This is a genomic window from Stenotrophomonas testudinis (assembly GCF_024499815.1).
Lineage (GTDB): Bacteria > Pseudomonadota > Gammaproteobacteria > Xanthomonadales > Xanthomonadaceae > Stenotrophomonas.
On the sequence record NZ_JAMOKY010000051.1, the window covers coordinates 1 to 20,599 of the forward strand.

At 69.0% G+C, this 20,599-nt stretch carries 21 protein-coding genes; 8 read left to right on the plus strand and 13 right to left on the minus strand.

The genetic code is table 11. The features are described 5' to 3' along the window. Positions 1-163: 163 nt before the first annotated feature. The 5 genes from NQ204_RS18205 to ahpC form a co-directional block, all read right to left on the minus strand. Positions 164-1,120, minus strand: coding sequence for a transaldolase (locus tag NQ204_RS18205; protein ID WP_256644579.1), 957 nt, complete (start codon positions 1,118-1,120; stop codon positions 164-166). A gap of 50 nt (positions 1,121-1,170) precedes the next feature. Beyond that, positions 1,171-1,575 carry a nucleoside diphosphate kinase regulator gene (gene rnk / locus NQ204_RS18210; protein WP_116865355.1) on the minus strand — a complete coding sequence of 135 codons (405 nt, stop codon included), beginning with the start codon at positions 1,573-1,575 and terminating at the stop codon, positions 1,171-1,173. 123 nt (positions 1,576-1,698) lie between these two features. Beyond that, on the minus strand, positions 1,699-2,664 hold the full coding sequence (locus NQ204_RS18215; RefSeq protein WP_116865356.1) for a LysR substrate-binding domain-containing protein: 966 nt from the start codon (positions 2,662-2,664) through the stop codon (positions 1,699-1,701). 73 nt (positions 2,665-2,737) lie between these two features. Then, complete coding sequence (gene ahpF, locus NQ204_RS18220) at positions 2,738-4,330, minus strand: alkyl hydroperoxide reductase subunit F (protein ID WP_256644580.1); 1,593 nt, start codon at positions 4,328-4,330, stop codon at positions 2,738-2,740. Between the two features lie 215 nt (positions 4,331-4,545). Then, positions 4,546-5,109, minus strand: coding sequence for an alkyl hydroperoxide reductase subunit C (ahpC, locus tag NQ204_RS18225; protein ID WP_079220707.1), 564 nt, complete (start codon positions 5,107-5,109; stop codon positions 4,546-4,548). A gap of 322 nt (positions 5,110-5,431) precedes the next feature. Between ahpC and prmC the strand changes: the two genes are divergently transcribed. Both prmC and pip read left to right on the plus strand, forming a co-directional pair. Then, a complete protein-coding gene (prmC, locus tag NQ204_RS18230; protein ID WP_116865452.1) occupies positions 5,432-6,289 on the plus strand; it encodes a peptide chain release factor N(5)-glutamine methyltransferase in 858 nt (285 codons plus the stop codon). A 48-nt stretch (positions 6,290-6,337) separates the two neighbouring features. Continuing rightward, on the plus strand, positions 6,338-7,279 hold the full coding sequence (pip, locus tag NQ204_RS18235; protein ID WP_256644581.1) for a prolyl aminopeptidase: 942 nt from the start codon (positions 6,338-6,340) through the stop codon (positions 7,277-7,279). A 77-nt stretch (positions 7,280-7,356) separates the two neighbouring features. On the opposite strand, the gene NQ204_RS18240 is transcribed toward pip, so the two are convergent. Next, positions 7,357-8,256 carry a LysR family transcriptional regulator gene (locus tag NQ204_RS18240; protein WP_256644582.1) on the minus strand — a complete coding sequence of 300 codons (900 nt, stop codon included), beginning with the start codon at positions 8,254-8,256 and terminating at the stop codon, positions 7,357-7,359. Positions 8,257-8,347: 91 nt separating this feature from the next. Here NQ204_RS18240 and NQ204_RS18245 point away from each other — a divergent pair, with 91 nt between their 5' ends. Continuing rightward, positions 8,348-9,760, plus strand: coding sequence for an MFS transporter (locus tag NQ204_RS18245; RefSeq protein ID WP_256644583.1), 1,413 nt, complete (start codon positions 8,348-8,350; stop codon positions 9,758-9,760). Continuing rightward, positions 9,757-10,428: a DUF7716 domain-containing protein gene (locus NQ204_RS18250; protein WP_116865150.1), complete on the plus strand. Its 672-nt coding sequence runs from the start codon at positions 9,757-9,759 to the stop codon at positions 10,426-10,428. The genes NQ204_RS18245 and NQ204_RS18250 overlap by 4 nt, the downstream gene beginning before the upstream one ends. Positions 10,429-10,509: 81 nt before the next feature. Here NQ204_RS18250 and NQ204_RS18255 read toward each other — a convergent pair whose 3' ends face one another. The 4 genes from NQ204_RS18255 to NQ204_RS18270 are packed head-to-tail and all read right to left on the minus strand — an operon-like array spanning position 10,510 to position 13,403. Continuing rightward, positions 10,510-11,307 carry an N-formylglutamate amidohydrolase gene (locus tag NQ204_RS18255; RefSeq protein WP_116865154.1) on the minus strand — a complete coding sequence of 266 codons (798 nt, stop codon included), beginning with the start codon at positions 11,305-11,307 and terminating at the stop codon, positions 10,510-10,512. Beyond that, entirely contained in the window at positions 11,300-11,854 is a 555-nt protein-coding gene (locus NQ204_RS18260) for an NUDIX hydrolase (RefSeq protein ID WP_116865151.1), read from the minus strand. The genes NQ204_RS18255 and NQ204_RS18260 overlap by 8 nt, the downstream gene beginning before the upstream one ends. Next, a complete protein-coding gene (locus NQ204_RS18265) occupies positions 11,851-12,828 on the minus strand; it encodes a 5'-3' exonuclease (protein WP_256644584.1) in 978 nt (325 codons plus the stop codon). The genes NQ204_RS18260 and NQ204_RS18265 overlap by 4 nt, the downstream gene beginning before the upstream one ends. Next, positions 12,825-13,403 carry a nitroreductase family protein gene (locus NQ204_RS18270; RefSeq protein ID WP_116865156.1) on the minus strand — a complete coding sequence of 193 codons (579 nt, stop codon included), beginning with the start codon at positions 13,401-13,403 and terminating at the stop codon, positions 12,825-12,827. Before NQ204_RS18270 ends, NQ204_RS18265 begins: the two co-directional genes overlap by 4 nt. Before the next feature lie 331 nt (positions 13,404-13,734). Here NQ204_RS18270 and NQ204_RS18275 point away from each other — a divergent pair, with 331 nt between their 5' ends. Both NQ204_RS18275 and NQ204_RS18280 read left to right on the plus strand, forming a co-directional pair. Beyond that, a complete protein-coding gene (locus NQ204_RS18275) occupies positions 13,735-16,077 on the plus strand; it encodes a DUF1631 domain-containing protein (protein ID WP_256644585.1) in 2,343 nt (780 codons plus the stop codon). Between the two features lie 52 nt (positions 16,078-16,129). Then, on the plus strand, positions 16,130-17,209 hold the full coding sequence (locus NQ204_RS18280; RefSeq protein WP_256644586.1) for an NAD(P) transhydrogenase subunit alpha: 1,080 nt from the start codon (positions 16,130-16,132) through the stop codon (positions 17,207-17,209). A gap of 61 nt (positions 17,210-17,270) precedes the next feature. Here NQ204_RS18280 and NQ204_RS18285 read toward each other — a convergent pair whose 3' ends face one another. The 3 genes from NQ204_RS18285 to NQ204_RS18295 are packed head-to-tail and all read right to left on the minus strand — an operon-like array spanning position 17,271 to position 18,639. Beyond that, the gene (locus tag NQ204_RS18285) at positions 17,271-17,726 is read right to left on the minus strand and encodes a DUF3106 domain-containing protein (RefSeq protein WP_256644587.1); all 456 of its coding nucleotides are present in this window, start codon (positions 17,724-17,726) and stop codon (positions 17,271-17,273) included. A 5-nt stretch (positions 17,727-17,731) separates the two neighbouring features. Beyond that, positions 17,732-18,058, minus strand: coding sequence for a hypothetical protein (locus tag NQ204_RS18290; RefSeq protein WP_116865433.1), 327 nt, complete (start codon positions 18,056-18,058; stop codon positions 17,732-17,734). After that, the gene (locus NQ204_RS18295) at positions 18,055-18,639 is read right to left on the minus strand and encodes an RNA polymerase sigma factor (RefSeq protein ID WP_256644588.1); all 585 of its coding nucleotides are present in this window, start codon (positions 18,637-18,639) and stop codon (positions 18,055-18,057) included. Before NQ204_RS18295 ends, NQ204_RS18290 begins: the two co-directional genes overlap by 4 nt. 98 nt (positions 18,640-18,737) lie before the next feature. Between NQ204_RS18295 and NQ204_RS18300 the strand changes: the two genes are divergently transcribed. Together NQ204_RS18300 and NQ204_RS18305 are read left to right on the plus strand one after the other, a co-directional pair. Then, complete coding sequence (locus NQ204_RS18300; protein WP_116865431.1) at positions 18,738-19,058, plus strand: NAD(P) transhydrogenase subunit alpha part 2; 321 nt, start codon at positions 18,738-18,740, stop codon at positions 19,056-19,058. Next, the gene (locus NQ204_RS18305) at positions 19,055-20,515 is read left to right on the plus strand and encodes an NAD(P)(+) transhydrogenase (Re/Si-specific) subunit beta (RefSeq protein WP_116865430.1); all 1,461 of its coding nucleotides are present in this window, start codon (positions 19,055-19,057) and stop codon (positions 20,513-20,515) included. The genes NQ204_RS18300 and NQ204_RS18305 overlap by 4 nt, the downstream gene beginning before the upstream one ends. Positions 20,516-20,599 lie beyond the last annotated feature (84 nt).

Genomic DNA, 20,599 nt, shown 5'->3' on the forward strand with positions numbered 1-20,599 from the left:
CCCCCCCCCCCCCCCCCCCCCCCCCCCCCCCCCCCCCCCCCCCCCCCCCCCCCCCCCCCCCCCCCCCCCCGCCCGACCCAGCGCGGCTGTTGCTCCAGCAGTCAGTCGAGCAAGCTCGACTCTACAAGCCCCCCGCCACGAGGGGCTCAGCCGTTCGCGGCAATCACAGTTCCGAGCGGATCCGCTCGCGCAGCGCCTGCAGATCCTTGGCAAACGCATCGATACCCGTCGCCAGCTTTTCGGTCGCCATCGGGTCTGCGGCCAGATCCGCCGCGAACTTCGCCGCGTCGATCGGAGTGACCGCCACGCCGTCGGCCGCACCGGCCACCAGCTTGCGCGGCAGCTCGCCGTGGTCGGCGTCCAGCTTCTCCAGCAGGTCCGGCGAGATCGTCAGGCGGTCGCAGCCGGCCAGCGCTTCGATCTGCGCGGTCGAACGGAACGAGGCGCCCATCACCACCGTCGGCGAACCGCGGCGCTTGAATTCGGCATACACGCCGCGCACGAACTTCACGCCCGGGTCTTCGTCGATGTTGGCCGGGGTCTGGCCGTTGGCCACGTACCAGTCCAGGATGCGGCCGACGAACGGCGAGATCAGGAACGCGCCGGCTTCGCTGCAGGCCAGGGCCTGGGTCGGGTTGAAGATCAGGGTCAGGTTGCAGTCGATGCCCTCGGCCTGCAGGATGCGCGCGGCTTCCACGCCTTCCCAGGTCGCGGCGATCTTGATCAGGATCTTCTCGCGCGGCACGCCGGCATCGGCGTACATCTGGATGAACTGGCGGGCCTTGGCCACGGTGGCCCCGGTGTCGTGGGCCTGGTCGGCATCCACTTCGGTGGACACGCGGCCCGGCACCAGCGTGCTCAGCAGCGCGCCGACGCCGATGGTCAGGCGGTCGGCCACGGCGTGCACCACGGCTTCGCGGTCACCGCCCTGCTGGCGGCCCCAGGCCAGTTCGCGTTCGATCAGCTCGGCATAGACCGGCAGGTCCAGCGCCTTCTTCACCAGGGTCGGGTTGGTGGTGCAATCCACCGGCTGCAGGCGCTTGATCGCGTCGTAGTCACCGGTATCGGCGACAACCACCGACAGTTCGCGCAGCTGGGACAGTTTGGACGGGGTACTCATTACGGCTCCTGGTGCAGGGAAATCGAATCGCGCGCGGTGCGCAGCGGTAATCAGGGACGGTCGTTGTGAACCGCAGTCACGCGCAGGCGCAGCTTGCGGCCGCCGGGCGCGTTCCAGTCGATGCTCTGGCCGATGGCCAGGCCAAGCAGGGCAGTGCCGACCGGGGCCAGCACGGACACCTTGCCTTCATCGACATTGGCTTCGCGGGGGAAGACCAGGGTCAGGACGTGCTTCTCGCCCGACACTTCATCTTCGCACTCCACGCGCGAATGCATCATGACGATGCCTTCGGGAATCTGGTCCGGCGCCAGCACGGTGGCCCGGTTGAGTTCTTCGGCAAGCGCGAGCGCGGCAGGCGTCTGGCTCAGCGCAGGCGAATCAAGCATGGCCTCGAGGCGGTCCATGTCGAAGGTCGACACAGTGATGGACGGCGGCAGGCCGCTGGCGGTGTTCATGGTGGTGCTCCTTGATTGAAAGCCATGCAAAAGGCGGCACCACCTGGCGCCGCCTGACTGTATTGTGGGGACAAATGCGGCCGGAATCGACTCCCGCCGCGGCAGCGCGCCGGCGCTGCCGGATCAGCCGTTCAGCAGCGGGCCGGGCATGTCCGGTGCGGCGCCGGCCGGCACGCCCTCGGCATCGAGGGTGAACAGTGCCTGCGGCAGGCGCTTGAACTGGTCGGCCAGCTCCAGCAGGAAGCCATGCATGGCCGAGCTGCGCCGCCAGACCATGGCGATACGCCGACTGGGGCGGCCTTCGCCGGTGAAGTCGAGCAGTCGGATGTTGTTCGAGCGTGGCACCGGCGGCTGCACCGACAGGCTCGGCAGCAGGGTGATGCCGACGTCGGCGGCGACCATCTGTCGCAGCGTTTCCAGGCTGGTGGCGCGGAATTCGGATTTCTCGTTGGCGCCGAACAGGCGGCACACTTCCAGCGCCTGGTCACGCAGGCAGTGGCCATCTTCCAGCAGCAGCAGCTTCTGCGTGGCCAGTTCCTGCACGTCCAGATGTTCGCGGCGGGCCAGCGGGTGGCGCCCGGACACGGCCAGCAGGAACGGTTCCTCGAACAGGAATTCGGCATGCAGCTGGTCGTCGATCACCGGCAGCGCCAGCAGCGCGGCGTCCAGCTTGCCTTCGCGCAGGCGCTCCAGCAACACGTCGCTTTTTTCCTCGACCAGCAGCAGTTCCAGTTCGGGGAAGCGGTCGCGGATGCGCGGGATCACATGCGGCAGCAGGTAGGGGCCCAGGGTCGGGAAGATCCCCAGGCGCACCGTGCCGGCTTCCGGATCGCGGCTGCGTCGCGCCGCTTCCTTCAGTTGTTCCACTTCGGACACGATCACCCGTGCCCGCATCGCTGCTTCCTGCCCGGCCGGGGTCAGCATCACCTTGCGCGGTGCGCGTTCCACCAGCGATACACCCAGCTCCTCTTCCAGCTTGCGGATCTGGGTGGACAGCGTGGGCTGGCTGACGAAACAGGAGGCGGCAGCCCGGCCGAAGTGCCTGTGATCGGCCAGGGCCACCAGGTATTTCAGATCGCGAAGATTCATCGTAAGACCCCAAGGGTAACGGACCGGCTTACCCAGCAGGCAATGGTGCCCCCGATACCCTGGGAACGAATGATCAGGCCGCCTCGGCCACCGCGCCGCTGCCCTTGCTCACGGACGAACGGATCAGGTGGTCGAAGGCGCTCAGTGCCGCGGTGGAACCGGCGCCCATGGCGATGATGATCTGCTTGTAGGGTACCGTGGTGCAATCGCCTGCGGCGAACACGCCCGGCAGGTTGGTCTGCCCGCGGTCATCGATGACGATCTCGCCACGCGGCGACAGCGCCACGCTGTCCTTCAGCCATTCGGTGTTGGGCAGCAGGCCGATCTGCACGAAGATGCCTTCCAGTTCGACCCGGTGGGCATCGCCGCCGACACGGTCCTTGTAGACCAGGCCGGTGACGCGGCTGCCATCGCCGAGCACTTCGGTGGTCTGCGCGCTGGTCAGCACGGTCACGTTGCCCAGGCTGCGCAGCTTCTTCTGCAGCACTTCATCGGCGCGCAGGCTGGAATCGAACTCCAGCAGGGTCACATGCGACACGATGCCGGCCAGATCGATGGCCGCTTCCACGCCGGAGTTGCCGCCACCGATCACCGCCACGCGCTTGCCCTTGAACAGCGGGCCATCGCAGTGCGGGCAGTAGGCCACGCCCTTGTTGCGGTACTGGTCTTCGCCCGGCACGTTCATCTGCCGCCAGCGTGCGCCGGTGGACAGGATGACCGAGCGCGACTTCAGTACCGCACCGTTTTCCAGCTGCACCTGCACCAGGCCGTCTTCGCCGGCCGGCACCAGCGCGGTGGCGCGCTGCAGATCCATGATGTCCACCTCGTACTCGCGCACATGCTGTTCCAGCGCGGTGGCCAGCTTCGGGCCCTCGGTCTCCTTCACTGAAATGAAGTTCTCGATCGCCATCGTGTCCAGCACCTGGCCACCGAAACGCTCGGCGGCGATGCCGGTGCGGATGCCCTTGCGCGCGGCGTAGATGGCCGCTGCGGCGCCGGCCGGGCCACCACCGACCACCAGCACGTCGAAGGCGTCCTTGGCGGCGATCTTCTCGGCGTCGCGCTTGCCGGCGTTGGTGTCCAGCTTCGCCACGATCTGTTCCAGGGTCATGCGGCCCTGGTCGAACACTTCACCGTTGAGGTACACGGTGGGCACGGACATGATCTCGCGCTTCTCCACTTCGTCCTGGAACAGTGCGCCATCGATGGCCACGTGCTGGATGCGCGGGTTGAGCACGGCGGCCAGGTTCAGCGCCTGCACCACGTCCGGGCAGTTCTGGCAGGACAGCGAGAAGTAGGTCTCGAAGCGGTAATCGCCTTCCAGGTTCCGCACCTGCTCGATCAGCTCGGCGGTGGCCTTGGACGGGTGGCCGCCGACCTGCAGCAGGGCCAGCACCAGCGAGGTGAACTCGTGGCCCATCGGCAGGCCGGCGAAGGTCAGGTGGATGTCCTGGCCCGGGGTGCCCAGGTCGAAGGACGGCACGCGGCCCTGGCCGTCGCGCAGGACCTGCAGCGAGATCTTGTCCGACAGGCTTTCCAGGGTCTGCAGCAGTTCCAGCATTTCCTGCGACTTGGCACCGTCGTCGGCGTGCGCGGTGATCTGGATCGGGCGGGTCACGCGCTCCAGATAGGTCTTCAGCTGCGACTGCAGGTTGGCGTCCAACATGGTCTTCTCCTGGCTTCAGGCAAACAGGGGGCGTGGCACCGCTGTGAAAGGTAGCGGACCAGCGAGGGGTAGGGGTGAACCCAAGAGGGCAGCGCGGACCTGTGGAAGGGGCGATGCGGGCGCGGCCGTCTTGGGTTCACCCCCACGCCGGCGTGGGGCCGGCACGGGGATGAGGGGCACACCGCGGCGTGGGGCCGCGGCAGGCCGGTGCTGCTTTAGATCTTGCCGACCAGGTCCAGCGACGGGGTCAGGGTCTTCTCGCCTTCCTTCCACTTGGCCGGGCAGACCTGGTTCGGGTTGGCGGCGGTGAACTGGGCAGCCTTCAGCTTGCGCAGGGTCTCGGAGACGTCACGGGCGATCTCGTTGGAGTGGATCTCCAGGGTCTTGATCACGCCTTCCGGGTTGATGATGAAGGTGCCGCGCAGGGCCAGGCCTTCTTCTTCAATGTGCACGCCGAAGGCGCGGGTCAGCTTGTGGGTCGGGTCGCCGACCAGCGGGAACTGGGCCTTGCCGACGGCCGGCGAGGTTTCGTGCCACACCTTGTGCGAGAAGTGGGTGTCGGTGGTGACGATGTAGACCTCGGCGCCGGCCTTCTTGAACTCGGCGTAGTGCTCGGCGGCGTCTTCGATCTCGGTCGGGCAGTTGAAGGTGAACGCGGCCGGCATGAAGATCAGGACGGACCACTGGCCCTTCAGGCTGGCATCGGAAACCTTGATGAACTCGCCGTTGTGGTAGGCGTTGGCTTCGAACGGCTGGATCTGGGTGTTGATGAGGGACATCGTTTTTCCTCTGGGTGAAGGGGAGCGGGTGAATCGACAGGAGCTAGGTTACCGATTCATCAGCGATAAGAACAATGCATTGATTTCATCTATTTGATAGATGGAGTCTATTAAAATGCGATGAGCCTGCGATGAATCCGGTCGTCGCCATCCCGCAAGCGGTTGTATGACAAGGGAAATCGTGGCTTTCCGTGAAGATGGGCCGATAGCCCCTCCTTATCCCGCCCCGCCGGACCTGAACGAATCCCGGCTTTGTAGAGCCGAGCCCATGCTCGGCTGCCTCTGCAGGAGCCGAGCATGGGCTCGGCTCTACAATTGAGGCATGTCCTTCAAAACAGAACCCTCCCTGCGCCAGGCCGTAGCCGACGCCAGCGCCCGCCTCGGCGGCATCGATGCCCGCCACGAGGCCGAACTGCTGCTGCTGCACGTGCTGGACCGGCCGCGCAGCTGGCTGTTCGCCCACGCCACCGATCCGCTGCCCGCCACCGATCTGGCCGCCTTCGACGCCCTGCTGGCGCGCCGTGTGGCCGGCGAACCGGTGGCTTACCTGACCGGCCGCCGCGGCTTCTGGACGCTGGACCTGGACGTCGACCCGTCCACCCTGATTCCGCGCCCGGAAACCGAGCTGCTGGTCGAGCTGGCGCTGGAGCGCCTGCCGGCCGATCGCGACCTGCAGGTGGCCGACCTCGGCACCGGCAGCGGCGCCATCGCACTGGCACTGGCCAGCGAGCGCCCGCAGGCCCAGGTGCTGGCCACTGACGCCAGTCCTGGTGCGCTGGCGACGGCCGCGCGGAATGCCGCCCGTCATGAACTGCGCAACGTGCGCTTCACTGAAGGCGGGCACGACTGGTACGCGCCGCTGCAGGGCCAACGCTTCGACCTGATCGCCAGCAACCCGCCGTACATCGCCAGCGATGACCCGCACCTGCAGCAGGGCGACCTGCGTTTCGAACCGGCCACCGCGCTGGCCTCCGGGCTGGATGGGCTGGATGACATCCGCCGCATCGTCGCCGGCGGCCAGACACACCTGCTGCCCGGCGGCTGGCTGCTGATCGAGCATGGCTGGGACCAGGGTAAGGCGATCCGCGCGCTGTTCGAGCAGGCAGGCTATGTGCAGGTGCAGACCGCGCAGGACCTGGAGCAGCGCGACCGCATCACCCTGGGCCAGCGCCCGGCCTAGAATGGAGGTTCTCCTGCCTTGGCAGGGCATCACCCTGGAGCTGCAAGCATGCGTACGCTGTATCCCGTCATCACTCCCTACGACGTCGGCACCCTGAAGGTCGACGACCGCCACACGCTGTACTTCGAACAGTGCGGCAACCCGGACGGCAAGCCGGTGGTGATGCTGCACGGTGGTCCGGGCGGCGGCTGCAGCGACAAGATGCGCCAGTTCCACGACCCGTCGAAGTACCGCATCATCCTGTTCGACCAGCGTGGCGCCGGCCGTTCCACCCCGCACGCCGACCTGGTGGACAACACCACCTGGGACCTCGTTGCCGATATCGAAAAGCTGCGCGAACACCTGAAAGTGGACCGCTGGCAGGTGTTCGGTGGCAGCTGGGGTTCGACCCTGGCCCTGGCCTATGCCGAAACCCATCCGCAGCGCGTGACCGAGCTGGTCCTGCGCGGCATCTTCATGCTGCGCCGCTGGGAGCTGGAATGGTTCTACCAGGAAGGGGCCAACCGCCTGTTCCCGGATGCGTGGGAGCACTACCTGAAGCCGATCCCGGCCGTGGAGCGCCACGACCTGATCTCGGCCTTCCACCGCCGCCTGACCAGCGAAGACGAAACCACGCGCCTGGAAGCGGCCAAGGCCTGGGCGGTGTGGGAAGGCGCGACCAGCTTCCTGCACGTCGATGATGACTTCATCAACAGCCACGAAGACCCGCACTTCGCTCTGGCGTTCGCCCGCATCGAGAACCACTACTTCGTCAACGGTGGCTTCTTCGAGGTGGAGGACCAACTGCTGCGCGACGCGCACCGCATCGCCGATATCCCGGGCGTGATCGTGCACGGCCGCTACGACGTGGTGTGCCCGCTGGCCAACGCCTGGGACCTGACCAAGGTCTGGTCGAAGGCCAAGCTCGAGATCACCCCGGCCTCGGGCCATTCGGCGTTCGAAGCGGAGAACGTGGACGCGCTGGTGCGCGCCACCGATAGCTTCGCCTGATGCCCACGGGGTCAGAGCCCTTTCCCACGGAAAGGGCTCTGACCCCGGTGTGGCCCCCATCCACGCATGGCGTGGATCTACCAGTCGCCGGCCAGCAACGCGTCGGCCAGCACCTGCAGTTTTGGCGAATGCTGCCGCGACGGCGGATAGATCAGCGACAGCTCGCGGCTGCGCCCTTCAAACGGCTGCAGCACGCGCTGCAGGCGTCCGTCGGCCAACGCATCGGCCACCGCGAAATCCATCACCTGCACGATGCCGATGCCGGCGATGGCCGCTTCCACCAGCGGATCACCGCTGTCGAACACCATCCGCGTCGGCGGGGTGAAGTCGCACAGCGGGCCGTCCTGCCGGAACTGCCAGTCCACCACCCGCCCGCTGCGCAGGTTGCGTACCGCCAGGCAGGCATGGTCATGCAGCGCGGCGATATCCCCCGGCGTGCCGCAACGGGCAAGGTAATCCGGGCTGGCCACGGTCACCCAGCGCAGCGGCCGCAGCGGCCGCGCAATGATGCGCTGGTCGGCAATCACACCGGTGCGCAGCGCGGCATCGAAACCTTCCTCGACCAGATCGACCAGGCGATCACTGAGCACCGCGTCCACCTGCAGCTGCGGATGCTGCTGCAGCAAGGGCCCCAGCAGCGGTACCAGCACCTTGCGCCCGAACATCGACGGCGCACTGATCTTCAGCGTGCCCGACGGCGTGCACGGGCGGTCAGCCAGCTGGCGCTCGGCATCCTCGAGGCCGCACAGCAGCGGCGCCACCTGGTCGACGAACTGGCGCCCATCGGGGGTCAGGGCCACGTTGCGGGTGTTCCGCTGCAGCAGCTTCACCCCCAGCGTGGCCTCCAGCCGGCCGATCGCGCGCGACAGCCCGGACTGGCTCAGGCCCAGCTGCCCGGCAGCGACGGTGAAGCTGCGCGCCTCGGCCACCTGCACCAGCATGCGCACGGCATTGAGGTCCAACGAGGATCCATTCATGCCAAAAATCATGACAGATATGGGCAGGCAGGGGTTTATTGATTGGCCCGCATCAATGAGACTGCGTTCCCCCACTGATCCACCGCCGCCGATGCCCCCTCTCAAGTACCCGCGCTGGGCGCTGACCCTGCTGGCCACCGCCCAGCTGATCATCGCCCTGGACGCCACCATCATCTTCGTCGCCCTGCATGACATGGGCCGCGCCCTGCAGATCAACGCGCAGCAGCTGCAGTGGGTGGTCAGCGCCTACACCGTGGCCTTCGGTGGCAGCCTGCTGCTGGGCGGGCGCGCCGCCGACCTGATCGGTCGCCGCCGTTTCTACCGGCTGGGCATGCTGCTGTTCGCGCTGGCCTCGCTGCTGGGCGCGCTGGCACCGAGCGCCACGCTGCTGATCATCGCGCGCGCCGCGCAGGGCATCGGTGCCGCGCTGCTGTTCCCGGCCACGCTGGCGCTGATCAACACGCTGTACGCCGAGGGCCCGGTGCGCAACCGCGCGCTGGCGATCTGGAGCATGGCCAGCGCGGTCGGCCTGGCGCTGGGCACCCTGCTCGGTGGCGTGCTGACCCAGGCGTTCGGCTGGCCGGCCGTGCTGGCGGTGATCGTGCCGCTGGCCACCGCCTGCGCCGTTGCCGCCGGTGCGTGGCTGCCGGCCGATGGCCCGCGCGCGCAGGGCCGCTCGTTCGATCTGGCCGGCTGCATCACCGTCACCCTCGGCGGCAGCCTTCTGGTGACCACCCTCGTGCAGGGGCCGGAGTGGGGCTGGACCGCGCCGGCCACGCTGGGCTGCCTGCTGTTGTCGGCGCTGCTGCTGGTGGCCTTCGTGCAGATCGAACAGCGCAGCCGCGACCCGCTGATGCAGTTCGCGCTGCTGCGCCTGCCCGGTCTGCGCGCCGCGCTCGGCCTCACCTTCGCCTTCATGAGCAGCTACGGCGTGCAGTACTACTTCATGGCGCTGTATTTCCAGGATGGCTATGGCTGGAGCCCGCTGCAGGCCGGCCTGGCGTTCCTGCCTGCTACGGCGGTGTGCACGGTAGGCATCCAGCTGGCCGAGTGGGCACTGAAGCGCTGGAGTGCACGCAAGGTGCTGGTGCTCGGCCAGCTGGCCGGCGCCGTCGGCATCGCCTGGGTCGCAGCAACACTCCCGCATGCCTCGAACTTCTGGCCGCTGCTGCCGGCCGTGGTGGTGCTGAGCATCGGCCAGGGCATGACCTGGACCTCGATGTGGATCGTGGCCGGGCAGGGCGTGCCGGCCGCACAGCAGGGCGTGGCCTCGGGCATGGCCGCCACCGCGCAGCAGATCGGCGGTGCGCTGGGCCTGGCGGTCCTGGTGATGGTGGCCAATGCCGGCGCCGGCGTTGCAGGTTCGCCCAGCGCGCTGGCCGGGCTGCTGCGTGCCGAGTACGGCGCGGCGCTGTTTGCCCTGTTCGGCGTGGTCATCGCGCTGGGTCTGCGCCCGGCACCGGTAGACTGCGGCTCCCTTGATGGCCAGGCCAACAACGCATGATCGAACTGCTGGACCTGCAACAGACGCTGCACGCGTTCGCCGCCTGCAACGACGACCATGGCGTGTACCGGTCCTTCGGCTGGGTGCACGCCACAGACGGCGAGTTGCTGCAGGCGCGGTTCTGGTTGCCGCCCGACGAGGAGACCGCGTTCGACGATGACAGCGAGGTGCCGGCCGAGGCGCGCGCGCTGGGCCTGTCCACCTATCTGGAGCCGGCCACGTTCGCCGACGTGCTCGACGTGCAGAAGCGGCAGCGCCCGTTGTCCACGCTGGCCGAGTACGCGCAGGCGCTGGCGTACTACCACGAGTACGACGCGTTCCAGCAGATCGAAGGCATCGACGAAGCGCTGGGTGAGGCCACGGCCGCAGACCAGGCCGCCGCGCGCGATGCTGGTGTGGGCGCGGGCATCTTTTCCTCGTTCGATCTGCAGTTGCTGGCGTGCGCGGATGAGCAGCTGAAGGCCACCGCGCAGGCCGTGGCGCACCTGCACGAGGTGCCGGTGGGTGAGGCGCTGGCACGCTGCCGTGCGTTGCCGCTGTCGCTGGGCGAAGCCCTGGATCGCAACCGGGCGCAGGCCATCAAGGATCAGTTCGAAGCGATCGGCGCGACCGTGCAGGTGCACGGCTTCAAGCCGTTCCCGTGGATGGACGCGCCTACGCTGCGGTAGCGCGGGACCATGCCCGGCGGCATTACGTTGCGCCGCCGCGATGCGGCTCGCCGGGCGTGGCCCGGCGCTACCGGGCTTCGGTCACCCAACCGCCAACAACCCCGGCTGCAACGCGCTGAAGATCCGCGCCAGGCGCTCCGCCCAGGCCTGCTGCCCGGCCACATCGGCAATCAGGTCCTGGCGGATTTCCAGCTCCACGTGCACCAGGCCACGACCTTCGCCATGCACCGGCACCGCGTAGTCGCTGGTGCTGCTTACCGAATATGGCTCGTTGTCGCCGACCACAAGGTCGCCTTCATCGCGCAGCGCCTGCAGCAGTGCCTGGGCAAAGCGCGTGTCCTGGTGGTACAGCACGCCGGCGTGCCACGGCCGCGCCGTGCCGTTCATCGCCGGGGTGAAGCTGTGCATCATCACCAGCAGGGTCGGGCGGCCGGCATCGCGGCGTGCGTCCAGCTCGGCATCGATGCGGGCGTGATACGGCGCGTGGATGGCATCGATGCGCTGCTGCCGCTGCGCCGCCGACAGCCCGGCATTGCCCGGCACCGCGGTGTGGTCGCTCACTTCCGGGATCAGCGTGGGCGAGGCCAGCGGTCGGTTGCAGTCGATCAGCAGCCGCGAATAGGTCTGTTCGATGGCCCACGCATCCAGCAGCCCGGCCAGTGCGCGGGTGGTGCCGGCGATGCCGATGTCCCAGCCGATGTGGCGGTCAAGCTCGGCCTGCGCCAGGCCGAGGCCATGCAGCGCGCGCGGCACCTGCTGGCCGGCGTGGTCGGCCAGCAGTACGAACGGCGAGGCGCCCTGCGCACGATGGATCGTGTAGATCGCAGGATCGTCGGCACCGAGCAGGGCCGGCGCCGCATGCAGGCCGGCATCAGCCACGCGGGCGTCCATCCAGGTGGTGCTCGATCATCCACAGGCCGGCCCAGAGCTTGGCGTCCAGCGCGTAGCCTTCGCCCATCTTCTGCACCAGCCAGGCGGCGGCCTGCGCACGCGGAATTTCGTGCACGGTGATGTCTTCACTCTCATCGCCGCCGCCCTCGCCGATGCGGCGCAGGCCGGTGGCACGGACGAAGGCGATCTGCTCGCTGCTGGCGCCGGAGGACGTCGGGCCGATCATCAGCACTTCGGCGTGCTCGGCGGTCCAGCCGGTTTCCTCTTCCAGCTCGCGCACGGCCGACACTTCAATCGACTCGCCCGCATTGATGTCGCCGACCAGGCCGGCCGGCATCTCGATGGTGGCCGACTGCAGCGGCACGCGGAACTGTTCGACGAACAGCACCTTGTCCTCCGGGGTGACCGCGATGATGATCGCCGCCAGGCCACCGGCATGGGTGCGCTCGCTGTATTCCCACGTGCCGCGCACGACCATGCGCTGGTACTTGCCTTCGTAGACGACGCGCGGGGCTTCGGTGTTTCTCTGGCTCATGCGGGCTCGCTGGAGGAGGGGAGGGAATGGTCGGGACCGGCCGCGGTGGCCGAACCGGGATCGTTGACGCCTGCGGCGCTGAACAGACGCCGGCGGGTCAGCGGGCCGAAGCGCAGCGCCTGGCACAGGCCGCCCAGCAGCTCCGGGTCTGCCGCCTGGCGCAGCAGGCCCGGCTGGCAGCCTTCCAGCGGCGCGTCCAGCGCGATGGTAGTCAGCTGCCGCCAGAGCAGGGCGTGGTCGCGCTGCTCGCGCAGGCGCACGGCCATCTGTGCGGCGCCGCGCAGCCGCAGGAACGGCACTTCGTCCAGGCGTTCGTACAGCGCGTCCATGCTGCCGAAGTGGGCCAGCAGCACCGCCGCCGACTTGGCGCCGACACCGCTGATCCCGGGAATGTTGTCCACCGCATCGCCACACAGGGCCAGGTAATCGGCGATCTGGTGCGCGTGCACGCCGTGCCGCGCCTTCACCCCGGCCACGTCCCAGCGCTGGTTGCGTGCATAGTCCCACTGTTCGTCGTGGTCCAGCAGCAGTTGCGACAGGTCCTTGTCGGCGGAAATGATCAGGCCGCGATGGCTGTGCCGGTGCTGGTGCAGCGCGCTGCCGATCAGGTCGTCGGCCTCGTAGTCATGGTGGGCCAGCACCACCAGGCCCAGCGCTGCGCACAGCGCCTTGCAGTGCACGAACTGGCGCTTCAGCGCTTCCGGCGCCGGGTCACGGTTGGCCTTGTAGGCCGCGTACAGGCGGTGGCGGAAGCCACTGTCCAGCGCCTCGTCGAAGGCGATGGCGATATGCCGGGGGCGCTCGCGCTCCAGCAGGTCCAGCAGGAAGCGGGCGAACCCGTGCACCGCATTGGTCGGCCAGCCTTGGCTGTCCTGGAACTCGTCCGGCAGCGAATGCCAGGCGCGGAACACATAGATACTGGCATCCACCAGGTACAGCGGCGGCGGCAGCTGCACGGCATTCACGGCGCTCACTGGCCGGTCCAGTCCTGCAGCAGGGCCGCGGCGTCCGGCCGCTCGCGCTCGGGCACGTCGGCCTTGGGGGTGCCGATATGGATGAAGCCGGCGATGCCTTCGCCCTCGGCCAGGCCCAGGTGGGCATGCACGGCGGGGTCGAAGGCCATCCACGCGGTCAGCCACTGCGCGCCGAAGCCCAGCGCCTGGGCGGCCTGCAGCAGGGCGAAGCAGACGCAGCCGGCGGTCATCAGCTGCTCTTGTTCGGGCACCTTGGCGTCCGGGCGCGGGCTGGCCACCACCACGATCACCACCGGGGCGTGGCTGAAGCGCTGGCGGTCCTTCTCGAACACCGCCTCGCCGGCGTGCGGATCGCGCTGGCGGCTGCGTTCGACCAGGAAATCCCCCAGGGTGTGACGGGCATCGCCGGCAATCTTCAGGAAACGGAACGGGACGCGCTTGCCGTGGTCGGGTACGCGGACGGCCGACTGCAGCATGCGCAGCAGGGTGGCCGGGTCCGGGCCGGGCTCGCCCAGCTGCCGCGAGGGCACCGAACGGCGGGCGTCGAGGGCGAGCAGGGCTGCGGGGTCGGGCATGGAGTCTGAACCGGTCATCACGGGTTGAAGATTATAGTCGGGGCGGTTGGTGACGCTGTCTGCGTCGTGTTTGCCCCTTCAATATCAAACTGTGATGAACGTCATGCCACTGCCGGGCAACCGGCGAGCCCTTCCCCTCGCCTCGCAGGCCCCGCACGGCTTAGGATATCCGTCTTGCCGGGCCGCCGGTCGTGAGGTTTGAAGTGAGGACTGTTTCACTGTCCGTGACGGGCTGGCCGGCCTACCATCGACGATCGGGTACATGGGGTGTACCGGTCGTCGCGATGTCCATGATGTCTGTCGTACCAGAGAAGGTGGGGAGCCTTCCCGAATGATGAGTGCGCCCACTCAGATGGGATCGTCGGGTCGTGACCCGGCCCAGCTCCAGCGTGCGCGGGACGTCGTCCTGCCCGCCCTGGGCCAGGCCTTCGGCGCGGCGCTGGCGCGGTTTGACGATGCCCTGTTCGACCGTGCCGGCAATGCCGGCTCGTCGCAGTTGCTGTTCCTGGATGCCATGCGCGAACTGCGCCGGCGCCGGGACGAGATCACCGCGGCCTTTGCCGCCCACCTGGACCAGGCCTGGGCCGCGCTGGCCGACGGCCATCCGCTGTCCGCTGAAGCCACCCTGTCCGGGCCGGCCGAGGAAAGCCTGAGCCTCATTCCCGAGCATGTCCTGGAATCGCGGCTGGCGGTGCGCAACTTCGCCACCGTGTTGCTGCGCGATTTCAAGCCGGTGCTGGCCCGCCTCGACCGCCGCCTCGGCTGGCTGGTCGGCGGTCTGGAACTGGACGCCGACCTCGATCCGATCAGCCCCGAACACCTGGGCGTGGCCATCCACCAGGCCTTCGCCGGGTGCGAGCTGGCACCGGAAGTGCATCTGGTGCTGATCAAGCTGTGCGAGCGCGACATGCGCACGCCGGTGGGCCGCATCTACGAGAAGCTGGACGAGCAGTTGGTGGCCGCCGGTGTGATGCCGCAGATGGGCGCCCCGCGGCGACCGCTGTCGGCGGCCCCGGCGCCGCAGGCACCGCATGGGCTGGACGACCTGGTCGAGCAGCGCCAGACGTCGGGCTTCGAGACCGATTTCAGCGACGAGGAGCAGGCCGCACCGGCCTGGGCGCAGCGGTTCGCCGCGCGCTGGTCCGAACGTCGCGGCCACATGCAGCAGCAGCTGCCCGGCGAACATGGCATGCCCGGCGGCGCGCCGGCAGGTTCCGGCGAAGCCTATCCCGGCCAGCAGGGCATGCTGCTGGAGGCGCTGCACGAACTGCTGCAGCAGACCCGGCATGTGCGCGAGGACGCCACGTCGGCCGCGCAGGTGGCGGTGGGCCAGCATCGCCCGCTCAGCCAGCGCGAGATGATGTCGGTGCTGTCGCTGCTGCAGGCCACGCCCAGCGCCACCCTGCGCGCGGCCATCGGCGAGGACGGCGAATCACTGGCGCAGCGGCTGAAGAGCGAAGTGCTGTCCAACGCCACCCGCCTCGGCGTGGACCCCGGCCAGACCCGGCTGGACCCGCAGGACGAGGATGCGATCGACCTGGTCGGCATGCTGTTCGACGTGATGCTGGACGAACGCGAACTGGAAGGCCGCTCGCGCGAGCTGATCGGCCGCCTGGTGGTGCCCTTCGTCAAGGTCGCCATGCTCGACCGCCGCATGTTCGTGCAGAAGACCCACCCGGCCCGCAAGCTGCTCAATTCGCTGGCCGAGGCCTGCGAAGGCAACACCGGCGAAAGCCAGGCCGAGCGCATGCTGATGGCCAAGGTCGAGGAGATCATCGAGCGCCTGGTCGCCGAGTTCAACGAGAACCTGGCGATCTTCCTGACCCTCGAAGAAGAATTCCGCGATTTCCTGCTGCAGCATCGCCGCCGCGTGGAAATTGCCGAGCGCCGCGCCGCTGAAACGCAGCGTGGCCAGGAAAAGCTGGAGATGGCCCGCAACCGCGCCGGCGCCGAACTGGACCGCCGCATCGGCGATGCCACCCTGCCGCCGGCGATCGCCGAGTTCCTGCGCCAGCCGTGGCAGCACCACCTGACCCTGGCGCTGCTGCGCGAGGGCGAGGACGGCGCGTCCGTGGCCGAGGCGCTGAGCCTGGGCGATGGCCTGCTCGAGGAAGTGGCCGAGGCACGCCGGCACATCATCGGCAAGCCGTGGCTGCAGGCCTGGCAGCCGGTGCTGGCCAAGGTGTTCGCCAGCGTCGGCGTGCACGGTGATGCGGCCTCGGCCGCCATCGATGCGCTGCACGGCACCCTGCAGGGCATTGCCGAGTCGCGGCCGGAACTGCAGCGCGCGCTGCCGGAACTGCCGCAGGTCGCGCTGCCGACCGCGCCGGTGCCCGAAGCCAGTGCCGTGGAGCTGGCCGGGCAGGTCGATACCGATGATTTCGACAATGCCGACGCCGATCGCTTCCGCCGCATGGAAATCGGCAACTGGCTGGACTTCGTCGACAAGGACGGCAAGGTCCAGGCCGGCAAGCTGTCCTGGATCAGCCCGATCTCCGCGCGCCTGCTGTTCGTCAACCGCCGCGGCGTGCGCTTCTGCGTGGCCTCGCCGGAAGAACTTGCAGTGATGGTGCGGCTGGGCCGCCTTCGCGCCCACGTCGACGATGGCGCCTTCGACAGCGCCATGCAGGGCGTGATCGACCGCCTGGACCCGGGCAGCGCCACCCTGCACTGAGGGGTGGCCGCCTGCTAGGATCGGGAAAACTCACCGATCAGCGGGGACCTGCATGGCCGTGGCGTTGCTGGGGATGAAGGAGACCGCGCCGGGCGAACGGCGCGTGGCACTGACGCCGGAAACGGCGCGCAAGCTTGGGGCCTTGGGCATCACCGTCTGGTACGAAGCCGGCGCCGGACTGGCTGCGGGCTTCCCCGATGCCGCCTATGACGATGCCGGCGCGCGCGTCTTCGACGCTGGCCGCTGGAGCGAGATCGACATCCTGCTGTGCGTGCAGGCGCCAACGGCGGCGGTATTGGCCCAGCTCAAGCCGGGCGCCAGCGTGGTCGGCCTGCTCACTCCGGCCAGCGACCCATCGCTGGCGGCGCTGGCAGGTGACGACCGCCTGCTGTTGTTCCCGCTGCAGCAGCTGCCGCGCACCACGCGTGCGCAGGCCATGGACGTGCTCAGTTCGCAGGCCGGCATGGCCGGCTACAAGGCCGCGCTGATCGCCGCCGAGCGCGCGCCGCGCTTCTTCCCGATGCTGACCACGGCGGCCGGTACCGTGCGCCCGGCCAAGGTGCTGGTGATCGGTGCCGGCGTGGCCGGCCTGCAGGCGATCGCCACCGTGCGCCGCCTCGGCGCGCAGGTGGAAGGCTTCGACGTACGCCCGGAAACCCGTGAACAGATCCAGTCGTTGGGTGCGCGCTTCCTCGACCTGGGGGTGAGCGCAGCGGGCGAGGGCGGCTACGCACGCGCGCTGACCGACGAGGAACGCGCCGAGCAGCAGCGCCGCCTGGCCGACCACCTGCGCAGCGTGGACGTGGTGATCTGCACCGCGGCGGTGCCGGGCCGGCCGGCACCCACCATTGTCACTGAGGCGATGGTCGAGGGCATGGCAGTGGGCAGCGTGATCGTCGATCTGGCCGCCGAGAGCGGCGGCAACTGCGCGCTGACCCAGCCGGGCCAGTGCATCGACCACCAGGGCGTGGCCATCGATGGCCCGCTGAACCTGGCCAGCCGCGGCGCCACCCAGGCCAGCGAGATGTACGCGCGCAACCTGCTGAACTTCGTCACCCTGTTCGTGCAGGGCGGCCAGCTGGGCTTCGACTGGGAAGACGAGCTGCTGGCCAGAACGCGCTGGCAGCAGTAGACGGCGTGGGGTCAGAGCCCTTTGCTGGCGCAAAGGGATCTGACCCCGATATCGGGAAGGTTTACCGCGGCTTCGCCGGCGGCGGGTTCTCCCGCACCCATTCCTTGCGCTGTTCCGGCGTCATGTCCGTCCAGCGCTCGCGCAGTGCATCGCGCTGGGCCGGGCTCAGCGTGCGCATCTGCCCGAACAGCGCGCGCGCCTGCTCACGCTGCTCCGGGCTCATGTGCTCGAAGCGGCGCAGGCCACGGCGGGCCTTGTCGCGCTCTTCCGGGCTCATCGACTGCCAGCGCTGGCCGTGCGAGAGCATCCGCTGGCGCTGGCCGGCATCGGCGCCGTTCCAGCGGTCGCGCAGCGGCGCCAGCAGGGCATCGCGCTGCGCCGGGGTGAGCTGCTCCCAGTTCGGCAGCGCGGCGCTCGCGGCGGGCGCAGGCGCAGGCGTCGCCGTCTGCGCCAGCAGCGGTGCGGCCGGCAGCAGGGTCAGGGCGATCAGCAGGGGCAGGGTGGGGCGTCGCAGCATCGTTCTCACTCCATCGCCAGGTCGGTGTCGCCCAGCCACAGGTACATGTCGGGATTCTCGTCGTACAGCGCGCTGTTGTCTTCCACAGCGGCCACCATCGGTGCCGGGGCCGGGCCGGTGTGCGTGTCCGGGCCGGTGAACTGGATGCCGATGCCCAGCGCCATCACCAGCGAACAGGCACTGGCCAGCCACCAGCGCCAGCGGCCCTGGTGCGCCGCGTGGGCGCCATGGCGGGCATGGCGCAGGCGCGCCAGGGTAGCCGGCGACAGCGACTGCAGCGACTGCGCGTGCAGGCTGCGCAGGGCGTCATCGGAAGGCAGAGAGCGGTTCACGGATGGTTCTCCAGGTGATCCTGCAGCGCCTGTCGGGCGCGTGCCAGATGGGTCTTTACCGCGCCTTCGCTGCAGCCCATGGCGCGGGCGGTGGTGGCCCCGTCCAGGTCCTGCAGCACGCGCAGGGTGAAGGCTTCGCGCTGGCGGGCGGGCAGGGTGCGCAGGGCCTGCACCAACTGCTGGTACTGCTGGCGCTGCTCGTGCGCCTGGGCCGGGTCCGGGCCGGGGTCGGCCCAGTCGATGTCGGCACCGTCGGCATCGTGGTTGTCGCGCCAGAACGGCAGGCGGAAGCGGCGCCGGCGCTGCAGGTCGATCACCCGCCGGCGCAGGATGCTCCAGAACAGCGGCGCCCATTCGGCGGCCGGCTTGTCGGCGTAGTCCAGCATGCGCAGCAGGGCGTCCTGTACCGCGTCCAGCGCATCCTCGCGCTGGCGCAGGCCGGCCTCGGCGAAGCGGAAGGCGCGCGGGCCGACGCTGGCCAGGAACGCTTCCAGTGATCCCGGCAGGGCATCGGCGTCGGCGGTCGGGGGGAGGGGGCTGCTCACCAGCACAGGGTACGGTTCCTCGCTCGGGGTCACCATCGACAACGCGTGAGCGCGGCTTTGGTTGACCGGAGTACGCGCCGGGTTCAGCCCGTGGTTATGATGGGGCGACGAAGACAGAGCGGGAGGCGTTGCCGATGAGTGACGGGTTCGTGGCGCTGTACATCTTCATGCTGGCCGCAATCGCGGGCCACGTGATCATTTCGCGGGTGCCGGTCATCCTGCATACCCCGCTGATGTCGGGTTCCAACTTCATCCACGGCATCGTGCTGATCGGCGCGATGGTGGTGCTGGGCCACGCGCAGACACCGCTGGAGAAGGCCCTGGGCTTCCTCGCCGTGGTGCTGGGCGCCGGCAACGCCGCCGGTGGCTACGTGGTCACCGCGCGCATGCTGGAAATGTTCAAGCCGAGCGCACCCAAGGGTGTCAAGGACGAACCGAAGGAGCCGCAGGCTTGAACATCAGCACCGTCGAACTGCTCGATTGGCTGGTCAAGGCCAGCTACCTGGTGGCCGCCACCCTGTTCCTGCTCGGCCTGCAGCGCATGGCCTCGCCGCTCACCGCGCGCAGCGGCATCCGCTGGGCCGGGTTGGGCATGCTGCTGGCCACGGTGGCCACCTTCTTCCTCCCCGAACTGCACAACGTGCCGCTGATCCTGGTGGCCCTGCTGCTCGGCGCCGGCCTGGCCTGGTGGTCGGCAGGCAAGGTCGCCATCACCGACATGCCGCAGATGGTGGCGCTCTACAACGGCATGGGCGGTGGCTCGGCTGCAGCCATCGGCGCGGTGGAACTGCTGCGCTATGCCTTCCTGGCCAACCGCGATACCAGCCACTGGAGTGCGCAGGCGCTGGCCGACCTGGCTGCGCGCCAGCCCTCGGCCACCATGCTGCTGCTGGCGGTGGTCGGCGCGGCCATCGGCGCGGTGTCGCTGTCCGGTTCGGTCATCGCCTGGGCCAAGCTCGACGGGCGGATGGACAAGCGCGTCACCTGGCCCGGCCAGCAGGCGCTGAGCCTCCTGGTGGCGCTGGCCGTGGTGGTGCTGGCGATCATCGCCGCCAGCACGCTCAGCACGTGGTCCATCGTGGCCTTTTTCGTGCTGGCGCTGGCCTTGGGCGTGCTGATGACGCTGCCCATCGGCGGCGCCGACATGCCGGTGGTGATCTCGCTGTACAACGCGTTCACCGGCCTGGCGGTGTCCTTCGAAGGCTATGTGCTGGGCAACGAGGCGCTGATCATCGCCGGCATGATGGTCGGCGCGGCCGGCATCCTGCTGACGCGGCTGATGGCCAAGGCGATGAACCGGCCGATCAGCAACGTGCTGTTCTCCAACTTCGGCGGTGGCGCCGGTGGCGAAGCGCAGGCGATCACCGGTTCGCAGAAGCCGATCGAAGCGGCCGACGTGGCGGCGATGATGGCCTTCGCCGAGCGCGTGGTGATCGTGCCCGGCTACGGCATGGCCGTGGCCCAGGCCCAGCACAAGATCTGGGAGCTGGCGCAGCGTCTGGGCCAGCGCGGTGTGAAGGTGAAGTTCGCCATCCACCCGGTGGCCGGGCGCATGCCCGGGCACATGAACGTGCTGCTGGCCGAAGCGGGCGTGCCCTACGACCTGATCGCCGACATGGACGACATCAACCCCGAATTCGCCAACACCGACGTGGTGCTGGTGATCGGTGCCAACGACGTGGTCAACCCGGTGGCACGCACCGATCCGGCCAGCCCGATCTACGGCATGCCGGTGCTGGACGCGGTCAACGCCCGCAACGTGGTGGTGATCAAGCGCGGCAAGGGCACCGGCTTTGCCGGCATCGAGAATGCGCTGTTCTACGCCGACAACACCCGCATGCTGTACGGCGATGGCGCCGAAGCCGCAGCGTCGCTGGTGAGCGAACTGAAGGCGCTCGACGGCGGACATTGAGTCTGTACCGGTAGCGGGGGGGGGGGGGGGGGGGGGGGGGGGGGGGGGGGGGGGGGGGGGGGGGGGGGGGGGGGGGGGGGGGGG

Bases quoted from the DNA above. Each gene is read 5' to 3' on its own strand.
- NQ204_RS18205 (WP_256644579.1), bottom strand. From the start codon at position 1,120: ATGAGTACCCCGTCCAAACTGTCCCAGCTGCGCGAACTGTCGGTGGTT.
- rnk (WP_116865355.1), bottom strand. From the start codon at position 1,575: ATGAACACCGCCAGCGGCCTGCCGCCGTCCATCACTGTGTCGACCTTC.
- NQ204_RS18215 (WP_116865356.1), bottom strand. From the start codon at position 2,664: ATGAATCTTCGCGATCTGAAATACCTGGTGGCCCTGGCCGATCACAGG.
- ahpF (WP_256644580.1), bottom strand. From the start codon at position 4,330: ATGTTGGACGCCAACCTGCAGTCGCAGCTGAAGACCTATCTGGAGCGC.
- ahpC (WP_079220707.1), bottom strand. From the start codon at position 5,109: ATGTCCCTCATCAACACCCAGATCCAGCCGTTCGAAGCCAACGCCTAC.
- prmC (WP_116865452.1), top strand. From the start codon at position 5,432: ATGTCCTTCAAAACAGAACCCTCCCTGCGCCAGGCCGTAGCCGACGCC.
- pip (WP_256644581.1), top strand. From the start codon at position 6,338: ATGCGTACGCTGTATCCCGTCATCACTCCCTACGACGTCGGCACCCTG.
- NQ204_RS18240 (WP_256644582.1), bottom strand. From the start codon at position 8,256: ATGAATGGATCCTCGTTGGACCTCAATGCCGTGCGCATGCTGGTGCAG.
- NQ204_RS18245 (WP_256644583.1), top strand. From the start codon at position 8,348: ATGCCCCCTCTCAAGTACCCGCGCTGGGCGCTGACCCTGCTGGCCACC.
- NQ204_RS18250 (WP_116865150.1), top strand. From the start codon at position 9,757: ATGATCGAACTGCTGGACCTGCAACAGACGCTGCACGCGTTCGCCGCC.
- NQ204_RS18260 (WP_116865151.1), bottom strand. From the start codon at position 11,854: ATGAGCCAGAGAAACACCGAAGCCCCGCGCGTCGTCTACGAAGGCAAG.
- NQ204_RS18270 (WP_116865156.1), bottom strand. From the start codon at position 13,403: ATGCCCGACCCCGCAGCCCTGCTCGCCCTCGACGCCCGCCGTTCGGTG.
- NQ204_RS18275 (WP_256644585.1), top strand. From the start codon at position 13,735: ATGATGAGTGCGCCCACTCAGATGGGATCGTCGGGTCGTGACCCGGCC.
- NQ204_RS18280 (WP_256644586.1), top strand. From the start codon at position 16,130: ATGGCCGTGGCGTTGCTGGGGATGAAGGAGACCGCGCCGGGCGAACGG.
- NQ204_RS18285 (WP_256644587.1), bottom strand. From the start codon at position 17,726: ATGCTGCGACGCCCCACCCTGCCCCTGCTGATCGCCCTGACCCTGCTG.
- NQ204_RS18295 (WP_256644588.1), bottom strand. From the start codon at position 18,639: ATGGTGACCCCGAGCGAGGAACCGTACCCTGTGCTGGTGAGCAGCCCC.
- NQ204_RS18300 (WP_116865431.1), top strand. From the start codon at position 18,738: ATGAGTGACGGGTTCGTGGCGCTGTACATCTTCATGCTGGCCGCAATC.